The organism is Bradyrhizobium acaciae, from assembly GCF_020889785.1.
Classification (GTDB): domain Bacteria; phylum Pseudomonadota; class Alphaproteobacteria; order Rhizobiales; family Xanthobacteraceae; genus Bradyrhizobium; species Bradyrhizobium acaciae.
The window spans coordinates 1-15,177 of sequence record NZ_JACMYK010000163.1 but is presented as its reverse complement, the minus strand read 5'-3'; the positions used below and the strand labels follow the sequence as shown (position 1 = coordinate 15,177).

Genomic DNA, 15,177 nt, shown 5'->3' with positions numbered 1-15,177 from the left:
CGGGTTGCCGCTTCGCCGCGCGCTGCCCGTTCGTGGAGAATGCCTGCACCAAATCCCCTCCGCCGCTGGCGATGCTGAGCGCGACCCACGCCTCGCGCTGCCTCCGCGCGCCGCTGGAACGGCTGGTATCATGACTGCGCTGCTCGAGGTGGAAGGGCTGGTGAAGCATTTCGTCGCCGAACGCTCGGTGTTCGGCCGGCCGACCGCTTATGTCAAGGCGGTCGACGGCGTCAGCTTCACGGTCGAGGCCGGCAAGACGCTGGCGCTGGTCGGTGAATCCGGCTGCGGCAAATCCACCGTCAGCCGGCTGGTGCTGCGGCTGATCGAGCCGGATGCCGGCCGCGTCACCTTCGAGGGCCGCGACCTCGGCGCCCTCAATGCCGAGCAATTGCGCGCGTTCCGCCGCGACGCGCAGCTGATCTTCCAGGACCCCTACGCCTCGCTCAACCCGCGCATGACGGTGAGCCAGATCCTGACCGAGCCACTGGCGCTGCACGATCTCGTGCCGGCTGCGCGCCGCCGCGAGCGGGTCGATGAGCTGTTGCGCCTGGTCGGGCTCGAGCCGCGCTTTGCGCGCCGCTATCCGCACGAATTCTCCGGCGGCCAGCGCCAGCGCATCGCGATTGCCCGCGCGCTTGCGGTCGAGCCGAAGCTGATCATCTGCGACGAGCCGGTGTCGGCGCTCGACGTCTCGATCCGCTCGCAGATCCTGAACCTGCTGCGCGACCTGCAGGACCGGCTGAAGCTCGCCTACATCTTCGTCTCGCACGATCTCGCCGTCGTGAAACACATCGCCGACCGGGTCGCCGTGATGAACCTCGGCACCATCGTCGAAACGGCGGAGGCGCAGGCGCTGTTCACCGCGCCGCGCCATCCCTATAGCCGCGCATTGCTGTCGGCGATCCCGGTGCCGAAACCGCGCGCCAAACGCAGCCGCATCGTGCTGGAGGGCGAGCTGCCGAGCGCGCTCAATCCGCCTTCCGGCTGCCGTTTCCACACCCGATGCCCCTATGTGATTGCGCGCTGCCGTAGCGAAGTGCCGCAGTTGCGCGAAGATGGCACCGGATATGCAACGGCCTGTCATCGGACCGGCGAGCTGCCCGGCGCGGAGGCGATCGTGCCGTCCGATGGCGGGTTCTCGCCGACGCTGGAAAAGCTGGTGGCGGCGTTCAATACGGCGGAAGCCTCGGGGCGGCCCGGGGTTATTTCGTAGGGAACAAAGGCGCAAGGGATAAGGCGCAAGGGATAAGGGGTTGGCGATGAGATTTTGGCGCTTGGCGGTCCTGATGGCAGCCCTCGTGACCTGGTGCGGAACGAGCGCGCGTGCCGAGACGACGCTTCGCATCGGGCTCGCCGAGGACCCCGACATCCTCGATCCTTCAGTCGGTCGCACCTATGTCGGCCGCATCGTCTTTTCGGCCTTCTGCGACAAGCTGTTCGACATCGACGAGAAGCTGAACATCGTTCCGCAGCTCGCGCTGTCCTACGAGAACTCGGCCGACGGCAAGGAGATGACGATCAAGCTCCGGCCGGGCGTCAAGTTCCACGACGGTGAACCTTTCGACGCCGAAGCCGCCAAATTCTCGCTGGAGCGCCATCTGACGCTGCCGACCTCGTTTCGCAAACCGGAATTGGCCGCGCTCGACCATGTCGACGTCGTTGATCCCCTGACCATCAAGCTGGCGCTCAAGACGCCCTACTCGCCGCTGATCGCCCAGCTGACCGACCGCGCCGGCATGATGGTCTCGCCGAAGGCGGTGAAGGAGGCGGGCGACAAATTCGGGCTGCATCCGGTCTGCGCCGGCCCCTACAAATTCGTCGAACGCGTGCAGCAGGACCGCATGGTGTTCGAGAAATTCGGGGATTACTGGAACAAGGACAACGTCTTCATCGATCGCATCGTGTTCCTTCCCATCGTCGACGCCACGGTGCGGCTCGCCAATCTGAAGTCCGGCGGGCTCGATCTGATCGAGCGCGTGCTCGCCACCGATATCAAGGACGTCCGCGCCGACAAGCGGCTCGTGCTGTCGACCGCACCTGAACTCGGCTATCTCGGCCTCACCATCAACATCGGCAACGACAAGAGCAAGGGACCGCTCAGCCAGTCGGAAAAGGTGCGCCAGGCCCTCGATCTGTCGATCGACCGCGAGGCTCTCAACCAGGTCGTCTTCAACGGCGAGTTCACGCCGGGCAATCAGTGGGTCAGCCCAACGCATCCTTACTATCAGAAAGCGTTTCCGGTTCGGGGACGCGACGTTGCCAAGGCCAAGGCGCTGCTGAAGGAGGCCGGTGTAACGCTGCCCTTAGCCATCGACTACATGGTCCCCAAAGGGGCCGAGAACGAAGCCGTGGCCCAGGTCGTGCAGTCGATGGCGGCCGAAGCAGGCTTTGACATCAAGATTCGCGTGGTCGAATTTGCGACGACGTTCAAGCAGGCCCAGGCCGGCGAATTTCAGGTGTTTCAGATCAACTGGAGCGGCCGGATCGATCCTGACGGCAATTCCTATGTCTTCCTGCACACCAAGGCGCCGCAGAACGACGGCGGCTATTCCAACGCGGAAGCCGACAAGCTGATGGAAGATGCGCGGTTGATCAACGATCCCGCCCAGCGCAAGGCGATCTACGAGAAGATGACCAGGATCGTGCTCAATGACGAACCGATCATCTATCTCTACCACCGCACGCTGCTGATCGCCCACTCCGCCAAGGTCGAGGGTTACCGGCAGATGCCGGATGGATTGGTGCGCGTGGTCGGGCTGAAATTGAAATGATCGCCACGGCGCAGGGTACGCGGGGCCGACAATGCTGAACTTCCTCGCCAAGCGGCTGGCTCAGCTGATCCCGACGCTGTTCTTCGTCTCGCTCCTGATCTTCTCGCTGCAACATCTGCTGCCCGGCGATCCGGCGCTCGTGATGGCCGGGGAGGAGCGCGATCCGGCTGTCATCGAGCAGATCCGCCAGCAATACCACCTGGATCAGCCGATCCCGGTGCAATACGCTTATTGGGTCAAGGGCGTGCTGATGGGCGACTTCGGCGAGTCGCTGCGCAACAAGATGCCGGTATCGAGCCTGATCGCGCAGAAGCTGCCGGTGACGATGCAAATCGCCGGCATGGCGATCGTGGTCGCCTTCCTGATCGGCATTCCTGCCGGCATCATCTCGGCGGTGAAGATGGGCACGGCGTGGGACTATGGCGCCAATTTGTTCGCGCTGTGGGGGATCTCGACGCCGAATTTCTGGCTCGGCATCATGCTGATCTTCCTGTTCTCGGTCGAACTTGGCTGGCTGCCGGCCTCCGGCTACGTACCGCTCAGCGAAAACTGGCGCGCGAGCCTCGCCGCATCCGTCATGCCGGCCTTCGTGCTCGGCAACGCGATCGCCGCGATCCTGATGCGGCATACGCGAAGCGCGATGCTGCAGGTGCTGGAGAGCGACTATGTCCGCACCGCGCGCGCCAAGGGCCTGTCCGAACGCACGGTGATCCTCAAGCATGCGATGCGCAATGCGTTGACGCCGATCATCACGCTCGGCGCGCTCGAGCTCGGCACGCTGCTGTCGGGCGCTGTGCTCACCGAGCAGATCTTCTCGATCCCAGGCTTCGGCAAGCTGATCGTCGATGCCGTCTTCAACCGCGATTATGCCGTCGTGCAGGGCGTGGTGCTGACGACGGCGACGATCTACATCACGCTCAACCTGATCGCCGACATCGCCTATATCCTCGTCAATCCGCGGCTGAGGGGCTGATCGGATGACCGACGCTGCACTCGGGACATCAGCCTCGCTTGCCGCGGCCGAGACGCTGGAGAGCCCAGCGCGGCGTGCCTGGCGGCGGCTGATCCGGCGCAGGGGCGCCGTGCTCGGCCTCGCCGTGATCGCGCTGTTCATCCTGCTCGCCGTCTTCGCGCCACTGATCGTGCCCTATGACCCCGTCGCGACGAGCTGGTCGCTGGTCCGCAAGGCGCCGTCGCTGCAGCACTGGTTCGGCACCGACGAGCTCGGCCGCGACGTGCTCGCGCGAATCGTGTTCGGCGCCCGCGCCTCGCTGCTCGCCGGCGTGATCTCGGTCGGCATCGCGCTTGCGGTCGGCGTGCCGCTCGGATTGCTCGCCGGCTATCGCGGCGGCCTCATCGACGCGCTGATCAGCCGCATCACCGACGCGATGCTGGCCTGCCCGTTCCTGATCCTGGCGATCGCGCTCGCGGCCTTCCTCGGCCCGAGCCTCGGCAATGCGATGATCGCGATCGGCGTGTCGGCGACCCCGATCTTCATCCGCCTGACCCGCGGCCAGGTGATGAGCGTCAAGGTCGAGGATTATGTCGAGGCGGCGCGCGCCATGGGCAATCCGCGCTGGCGCATCGCGCTGGTCCACATCCTGCCCAACATCCTGCCCGCGCTCCTGGTGCAGGCGACGCTGTCGATCGCGGCCGCGATCATCGCCGAAGCCGCGCTGTCCTTCCTCGGCCTCGGCCAGCAGCCGCCGGCGCCGTCCTGGGGCAGCATGCTCAACGCCGCGCAACGCTTCCTGACCAGCGCGCCGTGGATGGCAGTGTGGCCGGGACTTGCGATCTTCCTGGTCGTGCTGTCGTTCAACCTGGTCGGCGACGGCCTGCGCGACGCGCTCGATCCGAAGGCGCGGTGAGTACTGGTCTATTCCACTGTCAAACAGGTAGCTCGGTGTCATCACCCGCGCATGCGGGTGATCCAGTATTCCAGAGACGGCGGTGATTGAATCGATGAGCCGCGGCGTACTGGATCGCCCGGTCGAGCCGGGCGATGACGGTTCTGGATGGGATACGGCATCGCATTCTCGCGCCGCGTGCGTTTCTCGCAATGACGGCGGAAGCTAAATCACCACTTCCCTTAGCACCCTCCTGCAATCCATCTCGTATTCGAGATCGATCACCGGCGGGCGGCAGAAGTGCCAGGTCAGGCCGGAGCGCGTGGCGCCGCGACGGACGAGCTCGTCGACAACGACGGGATGGATGTCGTGCACGGTGTAGGCCTGCACCGCGGTCGTATCCTCCCAGCCGAAGCTGAACTCCGCCAGACGGCGCTCCATCTCGCCTGCGGTGAAGCGGACCTTCTCCCGCCACGCACCAGGACTGAGATCGCGATAGCAGACGATGCGGTCGGGATAGCTGGCGGTGCCACTGCGCGCCTCGGCGCCGCCTGCGATCACGAAGGACGGCGACGTGCTCGTGCTCGGCCGCGTGAACGAGAATGCATAGAACGAGGGCTCGCTTGGCGGATCGATCTCGGGACAGACATTGCTGCGCGCTACCGGATTGATGGTGCCGTCGAACAGGCCCCATTCGGCGAGCGTCTTGACGTAATGCTGGTTGAAGGCGCGGAAGCCGTCCTCGGTGAAGGCGGCCGGCGAGCGCAATTCGCAGGTGCAGAACGAGGTCAGCGGCCGGCCGGCGTCCTTGATGTAGGCGGCGATCCGCGCGAAGCCTTCCGCAAGCGGCACCAGCCGATCGAAGCGGACGAGCTCGATCTCATAGCCCGCGTTCGCCTGCGCGCCGCTGGAATATTGGAACACGGCCGGAATGAACCGGTAATTGCCCGCCGCAAACTCGCTCGCCATGCCTGTTTCCTCCAGATCTTGTGAGGCGGAGCATAACGTTTTCGAGCGAACTGGTCTGCCGGTTCGCGTGAAGAAAACGCGTCGAACCAGGGAGTCTTCGGGCCGCCTGTCGGCGGAAGCTATCACGAGACAAAGAAAAGGCGGCAGTGGCTTTCGCCAGTGCCGCCTCTCCTGCGAGCATGAGCTTGGAGGGCTCAGGTCGGTTTCAGTGCGCCGCCGCCGTTACCCTCGAGTTCGTAGTCGGCGATCTGCTTGGCGCGCTCGGAACGGGCCGCAGCCTGGTGGTCGGTCGCGATCACCGTGTAGACCATCGGCAGCACGAACAGGGTGAACAGCGTGCCGATCGTCATGCCGGTGACGACGACAAGCCCGATCGAGAAGCGGCTGGCGGCGCCGGCGCCCGAGGCGGTGAGCAGCGGCAGCAGGCCGGTGACCATGGCCGCCGTCGTCATCAGGATCGGACGCAGACGAATCCGCGCCGACATCTCGATCGCCGAGCGCCGGTCCAGTCCCTCATTGAGCTGCAGCTCGTTGGCGAACTCCACCATCAGAATGCCGTGCTTGGTGATCAGTCCGACCAGCGTCAGCAGGCCCACCTGGGTGTAGATGTTCATGGTGGCGACGCCGAAGAACAGCGGAATCAAGGCGCCGACGATCGCCATCGGCACCGAGATCATGATCACGAACGGATCGCGCAGGCTCTCGAACTGCGCCGCCAGCACCAGGAAGATGATGATGATGGCGAACGCGAAGGTGACCAGCAGCTGGTTGCCCTCGTGGACGTATTGCCGGGAGTCGGCGAGGAAGTCGTAGCTGAAGCCGGACGGCAGCTTCTTGGCTTCACCCTGCAGGAACTCGACCGCCTGCCCCATCGAGACGCCGGGCATCGGCACGGCCTGGAAGGTCGACGAGTTGAGCTGGTTGTAGTGGGTCAGCGCGTTCGGATCGACGCCGGTCTCGACCGACACCACCGTCGACAGCCGCACCAGCTGCCCGGTCGTGGTCGGGACGTAGTAGTTGTCGAACGATTCCGGAGCGAGCCGGCTGGCGCGCGGCACCTGCGGGATCACCTGATAGGAACGCCCTTCCAGGTTGAAGCGATTGACGTAGTTGCCGCCGAGCAGCGTCGCCAGCGCGCCACCGACCGACTGCATGGTGATGCCGAGGTCGCTCGCCTTGGAGCGATCGACCTTCACCCGGACCACCGGCTGGTTGAAGTCGAGGTCGCTGTCGGTGACGATGAACAGGCCGCTCTTGCGCGCGGCATCCTTCAGCTTGTTCATCTGGTCGAACACCTGCTGGAAGCCGGCCGTCGACGAGATCACCATCTGCACCGGCAGACCGCCGGGGCCGCCCGGCAGCGGCGGCAGGCTGAACGCGAACGCGCTGACGCCTTCGATCTTCGACAGCTCGTTCTGCACCAGCGGCTGCAGCGTCTGGGCCGAGCGCTTGCGCTCATCCCACGGCTTGAGCAGCATGCCGGCGAAGCCGCCCTGCGGACCGGTGATGCCGTTCAGGATGAACCGCAGATCGGTCTCGGGAAACTTCTGGAACTCCTTGTCCATCTTGTCGCCGTAGAAATCGATGTAGTCGATGTTGGCGTATTTCGGCGCCTTGGTCACCGCGAACACGATGCCCTGGTCTTCCTGCGGCGCCAGTTCCTTCTGGATGTGCATGTAGAGGAAGCCGACCAGGCCGAGGATGGTCACGGCGAACAGCGCCGTGATCGGACGGTAGTCGAGCGAACGATCCAGCTGGCGGCCATAGGCGCGCGTCAGGGCGCCGAACACGCGATTGACCAGCTTGGCGAACCGGCCCTCTTCCGCGCTCTTGAGGAACACCGAGCACATCATCGGCGACAGCGTCAGCGCGATCACGCCCGACACGATCACCGAGCCGGCCAGCGTGAAGGCGAATTCACGGAACAGCGTGCCGGTCACGCCACCGAGGAAGCCGATCGGCGCGTACACCGCCGCCAGCGTGATCGTCATGGAGACGACGGGGCCAACGATCTCGCGCGCACCTTTCAGCGATGCCTGCACGGGTGGCAGGCCCTCCTCGAGATGTCGATGAATGTTCTCCACCACCACGATGGCGTCGTCGACCACGAGGCCGATCGCCAGCACCATCGCCAGCAGCGTCAGCAGGTTGAAGCTGAAGCCCGCGGCCAGCATCAGGATGCAGACGCCGATCAGCGACAGCGGAATGGTGACGACGGGGATGATCACCGACCGCAGCGAGGCCAGGAACAGGAAGATCACGACGACGACGATCAGCACCGCTTCAGTCAGCGTCTTCTGGACCTCGTCGATCGACGATTGGATGAACTTGGTGGAGTCGTAGGCCACCTTCATCTTCATCGACGGCGGCAGATTGCGCTCGAGGTCCGGGAACAGCGCCCGCACGCCCTTCACCAGGGTTAGCGGGTTGCCTTGCGGCGTCGCCTTGATGCCGATGAAGATCGCATGCTCGCCGTTGAAGGCGACGCTGGCGTCGGTCGACTGCGCCGCGAGCTCCACCGTCGCGATGTCCTCGATGCGCACGAAGCCGCCGTCCTTCGCCTTCACGATCATCCGCTTGAACTGATCGATGTTCTGAAGGTCGGTATTGGCCGAGACGTTGGAGACGATGAAGAAGCCCTTGGTCTGGCCGGCGGCCGCCTGGAAGTTGTTGGCGGCGATCGCAGCGGCAACGTCGTTGGGCGACACGCCGCGTCCGGCCATACGGGTCGGATCGAGCCAGACGCGCATCGCAAAGGTCTGGCCGCCGAGAATGTCGGCCGAAGCGACGCCGTCGACCGTCGACAGCACCGGCTGCACGACGCGGGTCAGATAGTCCGAGATCGCCGATCCGGTCAGCTCTTCGCTGGAGAAGCCGAGATACATCACGGCGATGGTGTCACCGGTCGCCTTGGTCACGACCGGATCGAAGGCTTCCTTCGGGATCAGGTATTTGACCGAATTGACCTTGGCGAGCACCTCGGTCAGCGCCTGGTTCGGATCGTGGTTGAGCTTGACGTAGACCTGGATCGTCGAGGTGCCGAGCACCGAGTTCGACGTCATGTAGTCGACGCCTTCCGCCGAGGCGACCGCCTGCTCGATCGGCGTGGTGATGAAGCCGTTGATCAGCTCGGGCGACGCGCCGGGATACGACGTCGTGATCGTCACCACGGTATTCGAGAGATTCGGATATTGCCGGATCGGCAGCACCATCGCCGCGCGCAAGCCGATCAACAGGATCAGCAGGCTGACGACGACCGACAGCACCGGGCGCTTGATGAAAATATCAGTGAAGGCCATCGCCAACTCGATTCGTGTTGTCTGCCGGTTGCGGCAACATGTGGCGGAGGGCCATCAGGCCCTCCGGGTTCAGATGATCGGGACTAAAGCTTCGGCTCTGCCGAAGCTCTGGCTTCTTTGTTTTGACGCGTTTTCTTCACGCGAACCGGTGTCCACTTCGCTCGAAAACGCTCTAGTAGCGCGGCGGCTCGGCCGGAACCGGCGGCGGCGGATCGGTCGAGATCGCGACCGCCATGCCCGACTGCAGCTTGATCTGGCCGACGGCCACGACCTTGTCCCCGGCCTTCAGGCCCTTGAGGATCTCGACGCGGCCATCGACGCGGTTGCCCGTCTTCACGAAGGTGCGGTCGGCGGTCAGGGTGGTCTTGCCGTCCTCGCCCTTCTTCTCGGTGATCAGGAACACGGAGTCGCCGTACAGCGTGTAGTCGACCGCGGTTTCCGGAATGGTCACGACCGGCGGCTTCTCAGGCAGCACGATCGTGGTGGTCGCGAACATGCCGGGCTTGAGGATGCTGTCCGGATTCTGGATCGTCGCCTGGACCCGGATGTTGCGGGTTTCGGTCGCGATCTGCGGCTCGATGGTCGTGATCTTGCCCTCGAAGGTGCGGCCCGGATAGGCGTCGACCGCAACACGCACGGCCTGGCCGACCTTGATCTGCGAGCTCTGCTTCTCGGTCACGGTCAGGTTGGCATACAGCACCGACAGATCGGTCAGCGACACGATCTGCGTGCCGGCCGTCAGATACTGGCCGACTTCAACCTGGCGAACACCGAGATCACCTTCGAACGGCGCGCGCACCAGCTTCTGCGAGATCAGCGCTTCGGTCTTGGCAATGCCCGCCTTGGCCTGGTCGTAGGTCGCCTGCGCGGTGTCGACGGTCGACTGCGGCCCGAACTGGCGCGACGCAAGCTGCTTGGCGCGGTCGAGCTGCTGCTCGCCCACGGTCGCCTGTGCCTTGAAGCTCGCGAGGTCGCCCTGCTCAGGTGCGTCGAACAACTGCACCAGCGGCGTGCCCGCCTTCACATGGCTGCCGGCGGTGAACTGGATCTCGGTGATGCGGCCCGGCACGTCGGTCGTGACGTTGACTTGGTGCACCGCGACGAGATCGCCGACGGCAGTCAGAAGATTCGGAATCACTTCCGTCTTCGCCTCGGCGACCGTGACGTTCGACGGCGGCGGCTTATTGTTGGCGAAGAACTGCGCGATCATGTGGCTGCGGAAGGCGTTGAAGCCGACCAGCGCGCCGACCAGCAGGGCCAGCAACAGTCCCACAATGATGAACCAGCGCACCATACGGACAGGACGCTTGGCTTGTTTCTCCTTGATCGGTTGTCCCGAGATGTGGCTTTCGGTCTGAATATTCATGTCATGCACTTTCTGCAGTTACCGACGGTCCTGCGCTCGGCGACGGCTGGCGGCCCAAATGAGTTGAAATTGCGGCTTCGGTAAGTCCGATGCCGCGAAGAATGAACTGGCAAAGCTGCTGCTCGGCCGCAGCGGCATCGCCATAGGGGAGACATGGTGTCGCAGGCAGCTGCGTCAGCGCGCCCATAAGCACGGTATGATGCGCAAACCAGAACAGGTTGAGCGGCTCGTCGCCGATCCGCGTCGCCTCGCCGGCAGCGATCGCCCGTTCAAGCGAGGCGGCGAAAGTCGGACCGATCAGCTTGCCGACCTTGTCGTAGAGCAGGCGCGCGAACTCGCCATCGTCGAGATGGCTCGTCACCATCAGCCGCATCCGCTGCGCCTCTTCCTGGTCCGGCGCATCGCGCAGCTGCATGAAGTGGCCGACCATGCCCTCCACCAGTTCGACCAGCGTTGCGGTCGACGGCTCCTGGCCGAGCAGATGCGCGAGATCGGGATCCGCCTCGCACTCCTCGGCAAGGATTTCGGCATAGAGCGCCGCCTTCGACGGGAAGTGCTTGAACAGCAGTCCCTCCGAAATGGCAGCCGCAGCCGCCACGCTCTTTGTCGTGGTGCCGGCAAAGCCGTTGCGGGCGAAGCATCGCTTTGCGGCGCTCAGGATCAACTGACGCCGCAAGTCACTCGTCATGCGTAAGGTAGACATTTGGGTCGTGAGTAATCACTCACTTTACCAAAAGTCAAGGTTCTATTGCACCGCGAAAGCCACTTTAAATTGGAGTGTGGCCGATCGATCCCCTGATGCGGTTCACGATGTAGGTGCCGTCGCGGCTGGACAGCACGCGCTCCAGATTGGCCCCGTCGATCTTCGCGCTCGCAAACCGCGGCCCTGCCGTAACGTCTTGCAAAGACGAAGCAAAAGCCTCGACCTCCGCCATCGTGCTGATCGCGCGGCTATCTCCGATTCCGCAGGCTTTGGCAACACCGACGAGGTCGGCGGTTCCACCGGTGTGGCTGGTCTGGCCGCCGGTCTCACCATAAGCCTCGTTGTCGAGCACGATGATCGAGAGGTTTTTGGGCTGCTGCAGCCCGACGGTCGCCAGGCTCCCCATGCCCATCAGCATCTCGCCGTCGCCGGTGATCACGACGACCGGCAGCGTCGGCTGGGCCAGTGCGAGGCCGAGCCCGATCATCACGGCGCCGCCCATGCCGCCCCAGAGGTAGAAGTTGCGGTCGTGGTCGCCGGCCGCGGCGATGTCGTAGGTGGAGGCGCCGAGGCCGCCGATCGCGAAGGCGCCCTTGCGATCCCTGAGCAGTTCGGAAACCACGGCGCGGCGGTCGAGGAGATTGGCTTTGCTCATTTGGTGAAGACCTTTGCCCCGATCAGGCGCTGCGACAGCAGGACGGCGGTCGGTGTGCAGGCGTTGTAGGCCTGCGCCGCGCCGGCTTCGACGACCTCGCGCACCTCGTCAGGGCGCGAGGCGCGCAACACCTTGATCCCCGACAGTTCGAGAATGCCTTGGGTGTTCGAGCCCATCGGCACCTGCCAGGGATTGAACTCGCCCCATTCGCCGCGCATCGTCACCAGCGTGAGAAACGGCAGGCGGAAGATCTGCACCAGCGACAGCATGTTGATGCAATTGCCGACGCCACTGGATTGCATCAGCAGCACGCCGCGCTGACCGCCGGCCCAGGCGCCTGCCAGCAGTGCGACGCCCTCTTCCTCGGTGGTCAGCGCGATGCCGCGCATCGAGGACGATCCCAGCACGCGCTCGATCAACTCGGAATGCCCGGCGTCCGGCACGTAGGGCACCTGACGCACCTCGAAGCGCTGCAAGATCGAGAAAATCTCCTCGGGCCAGGAGGCCGCGGTCTCAGCACGGGCATGCATCGGCGTTTCCGGTTCTCTATTGCTTATTGGCCGCGACTGTAGAGGGGCGCGCACGCTTCATCAAAGCGCAATACCGCATATGGCTCTGCGATTTACGGGCATCGCGCGGCGCGCCCGCGCTGGTCCTCACTCCCCGCAAATTGTATTGCGCGGCCGCTGCGTGCGGCTTACGATAGTTGCAAATGAAACTAATAAGGGTTGGATATCCGCCATGAACGGGCACGCGCGAGAGCTGGCTGACGGCTTCGACCTGGAAAAGCTGACGCCGGAGTTCTACGCGAACCCCTACCCGACCTATCGCGCGCTGCGCGAGCACGCACCGGTCAAGCGCCTGCCGAACGGCTGCTATTTTCTCACCCGCTACGACGACCTCGTCACCGCCTACAAGAACACCAAGGCGTTCTCCTCCGACAAGAAGAAGGAGTTCCTGCCGAAATACGGCGACTCGCTGCTCTACGAGCACCACACCACGAGCCTCGTCTTCAACGATCCGCCGGCGCACACCCGCGTGCGGCGGTTGATCATGGGCGCGTTGTCGCCGCGTGCGATCGCCGGCATGGAGCCGGACCTGATCGCGCTCGTCGACAGCCTGCTCGACCGGATCGAGACCCGCGACCACTTCGAGCTGATCGAGGATTTCGCCTCGGCCATTCCGGTCGAGGTGATCGGCAATCTGCTCGACGTGCCGCATGACGAGCGCGAGCCGCTGCGCGACTGGTCGCTTGCGATTCTCGGCGCGCTGGAGCCGGTGATCGCCAAGGAGGCGTTCGAGCGCGGCAACGATGCCGTGAAGGGTTTCCTCGCCTATCTCGAAACCCTCGTCGAACGCCGCCGCGCCAAACCGGGCAATCCCGAGCGCGATGTGCTGACGCGATTGATCCAGGGTGAGGAGAATGGCGAGCGGCTGACGGCAAAGGAATTGCTGCACAACTGCATCTTCCTGCTCAACGCCGGCCACGAGACCACGACCAATCTGATCGGCAACGGGCTGGTGACGCTCACCCAAAATCCCGATCAGAAGCAGCGGCTGATTGAACAGCCGGAGCTGATCAAGACCGCGGTCGAGGAGATGCTGCGCTACGAAAGCTCGAACCAGCTCGGCAACCGCATGATCGTGGAGGAGACCGAGCTCGGCGGCATCAAGCTGCCGGCCGGCACGCTGGTGACGCTGTGCATCGGTGCCGCCAACCGCGACCCCGCACAATTCCCCAACCCCGAAGGCTTCGACGTCGCACGCACGCCGAACCGCCACCTCGCCTTCGGCACCGGTGCGCATCAATGCGCGGGCATGGCGCTGGCGCGCCTCGAAGGCACCATCGCGATCTCGCGATTCCTTCAGCGCTTCCCGAACTATTCGCTCGACGGCGAGCCGGTGCGCGGCGGCCGGGTTCGCTTCCGTGGCTTCCTCAGCGTGCCATGCAGCATCAACGCCTAGGACAGGTTATCGCCTCCTGCGAATTTGGCCGGTGACTCCACTTCCCTGTGGAGGAACTGATGCCCAAATCAGCTGTAGGCGCGCATTGATGTAATCTGGCGCGTGACAGCGGGAGTGACGCAGGATGAGTCCATCGGTCACTGATCTCCTCGCAACCGAAGCGCAGTTCGGCACCTACAATTACGAGCCGATCGGGGTCATGCTGTCCCGCGGCGAAGGCGTCTGGGTCTGGGACACCGATGGTAACCGGTATCTCGATTGTCTCTCCGCCTATTCGGCGGTGAGCCAGGGCCACTGCCATCCGAAGATCCTGGCAGCAATGATCGAGCAGGCGCATCGGCTGACGTTGACCTCGCGCGCCTTCCACAACGACCAGCTCGCTCCCTTCTACCGCGAGCTCGCGGAGCTGACCGGCTCGCACAAGGTGCTGCCGATGAACAGCGGCGCCGAAGCGGTGGAGAGCGCGATCAAGTCGGTGCGCAAATGGGCCTATGAGGTCAAGGGCGTGCCGGACGGACAGGCCGAGATCATCGTCTGCGCAAATAATTTTCACGGGCGCACGCTCGGCATCGTCGGCTTCTCGACCGACCCGGCATCGCGCGATCATTTCGGCCCGTTCGCGCCGGGCTTCAAGATCATCCCGTTCGGCGATGCCCCAGCACTCGAGCGGGCGATCACGCCGAACACCGCGGCCTTTCTGGTCGAGCCGGTGCAGGGTGAAGCCGGCGTCATCATTCCCCCGCCGGGCTATTTCGCGCGCGTGCGCGAGCTGTGCACCGCGCGCAATGTGATGCTCGTGCTCGACGAGATCCAGACCGGGCTCGGCCGCACCGGCAAGCTGCTCGCCGAGCAGCACGAGGGCATCGAGGCCGACGTGACGCTGCTGGGCAAGGCGCTATCGGGCGGCTTCTATCCGGTGTCGGCGGTGCTCTCCAACAACGCCGTGCTCGGCACGCTGCGGCCGGGCCAGCACGGCTCGACCTTCGGCGGCAACCCGCTGGCCTGTGCGGTGGCACGCGCAGCGCTGCGGGTGCTGGTCGAGGAAGGCATGATCGAGAACGCGGCGCAACAAGGCGCGCGCTTTCTCGCCGGATTGCAGGACATCCGCGCCAATGTCATCCGCGAGGTGCGCGGGCGCGGTCTGATGCTGGCAATCGAACTACACCCGGAAGCCGGCGGTGCTCGCCGTTACTGCCTGGCGCTGCAGGCGCGCGGCATCCTCGCCAAGGACACCCACGAGCACACCATCCGCATCGCCCCGCCGCTGGTGATCACGGCCGACCAGGTCGACTGGGCGCTGGAGCGGATCACGGCTGCGCTGACGCAGGATGTCTCCTGACGGTTCCCAGCGTCGGAAGACCGCACCGCCGGCTACGGCCAACAAGAACGATTTCGACGTCTGTGCGTTGAAGCTCTGCGGGCAGGTATGGACGGAGAGTCGCGCTCATGCCTTGCCGTCGCGCTGGACTTATTGTCTTTTTGATTAGTGCCTCAATGATCGTGGCGAGCGGCAGCGCATCCGCCCAGCCGCACGTAAAGGGTGGACCGGCGGCACGTCCAGCCGCACCGCCAGCAATGGCGCGTCCTGCCGCGCCGATGGTG

At 64.6% G+C, this 15,177-nt stretch carries 12 protein-coding genes; 6 read left to right on the top strand and 6 right to left on the bottom strand.

Annotated elements, in window-relative coordinates; translation table 11 throughout:
- Window positions 1-130: 130 nt before the first annotated feature.
- From H8A92_RS35200 to H8A92_RS35185, 4 genes are read left to right on the top strand one after another with little or no spacing between them, the layout of a single operon-like run.
- Window positions 131-1,213, top strand: a complete 1,083-nt coding sequence (locus H8A92_RS35200; RefSeq protein WP_229199925.1) for an ABC transporter ATP-binding protein — start codon at window positions 131-133, stop codon at window positions 1,211-1,213.
- A gap of 46 nt (window positions 1,214-1,259) precedes the next feature.
- A complete protein-coding gene (locus H8A92_RS35195; RefSeq protein ID WP_229199924.1) occupies window positions 1,260-2,771 on the top strand; it encodes an ABC transporter substrate-binding protein in 1,512 nt (503 codons plus the stop codon).
- A gap of 31 nt (window positions 2,772-2,802) precedes the next feature.
- The gene (locus H8A92_RS35190; RefSeq protein ID WP_163153030.1) at window positions 2,803-3,744 is read left to right on the top strand and encodes an ABC transporter permease; all 942 of its coding nucleotides are present in this window, start codon (window positions 2,803-2,805) and stop codon (window positions 3,742-3,744) included.
- Between the two features lie 4 nt (window positions 3,745-3,748).
- A complete protein-coding gene (locus H8A92_RS35185; RefSeq protein ID WP_229199923.1) occupies window positions 3,749-4,639 on the top strand; it encodes an ABC transporter permease in 891 nt (296 codons plus the stop codon).
- Window positions 4,640-4,843: 204 nt separating this feature from the next.
- On the opposite strand, the gene cnbZ is transcribed toward H8A92_RS35185, so the two are convergent.
- From cnbZ to H8A92_RS35155, 6 genes are all read right to left on the bottom strand, one after another.
- The gene (gene cnbZ / locus H8A92_RS35180) at window positions 4,844-5,587 is read right to left on the bottom strand and encodes a 2-amino-5-chloromuconate deaminase CnbZ (RefSeq protein ID WP_229199922.1); all 744 of its coding nucleotides are present in this window, start codon (window positions 5,585-5,587) and stop codon (window positions 4,844-4,846) included.
- A 194-nt stretch (window positions 5,588-5,781) separates the two neighbouring features.
- Window positions 5,782-8,886, bottom strand: coding sequence for a multidrug efflux RND transporter permease subunit (locus H8A92_RS35175; protein ID WP_163153033.1), 3,105 nt, complete (start codon window positions 8,884-8,886; stop codon window positions 5,782-5,784).
- Window positions 8,887-9,058: 172 nt separating this feature from the next.
- Window positions 9,059-10,252, bottom strand: a complete 1,194-nt coding sequence (locus H8A92_RS35170) for an efflux RND transporter periplasmic adaptor subunit (protein ID WP_229199921.1) — start codon at window positions 10,250-10,252, stop codon at window positions 9,059-9,061.
- Window position 10,253: 1 nt separating this feature from the next.
- A complete protein-coding gene (locus H8A92_RS35165; protein WP_163153035.1) occupies window positions 10,254-10,955 on the bottom strand; it encodes a TetR/AcrR family transcriptional regulator in 702 nt (233 codons plus the stop codon).
- A gap of 64 nt (window positions 10,956-11,019) precedes the next feature.
- Entirely contained in the window at window positions 11,020-11,610 is a 591-nt protein-coding gene (locus tag H8A92_RS35160) for a thiamine pyrophosphate-dependent enzyme (protein ID WP_229199920.1), read from the bottom strand.
- Window positions 11,607-12,140 (bottom strand): thiamine pyrophosphate-binding protein, encoded by a 534-nt coding sequence (locus H8A92_RS35155; protein WP_163153037.1) that lies wholly within the window; start codon window positions 12,138-12,140, stop codon window positions 11,607-11,609. The genes H8A92_RS35160 and H8A92_RS35155 overlap by 4 nt, the downstream gene beginning before the upstream one ends.
- Before the next feature lie 211 nt (window positions 12,141-12,351).
- Between H8A92_RS35155 and H8A92_RS35150 the strand changes: the two genes are divergently transcribed.
- Both H8A92_RS35150 and rocD read left to right on the top strand, forming a co-directional pair.
- A complete protein-coding gene (locus H8A92_RS35150; protein ID WP_229199919.1) occupies window positions 12,352-13,575 on the top strand; it encodes a cytochrome P450 in 1,224 nt (407 codons plus the stop codon).
- Window positions 13,576-13,699: 124 nt separating this feature from the next.
- On the top strand, window positions 13,700-14,914 hold the full coding sequence (gene rocD, locus H8A92_RS35145) for an ornithine--oxo-acid transaminase (protein ID WP_229199918.1): 1,215 nt from the start codon (window positions 13,700-13,702) through the stop codon (window positions 14,912-14,914).
- Window positions 14,915-15,177 lie beyond the last annotated feature (263 nt).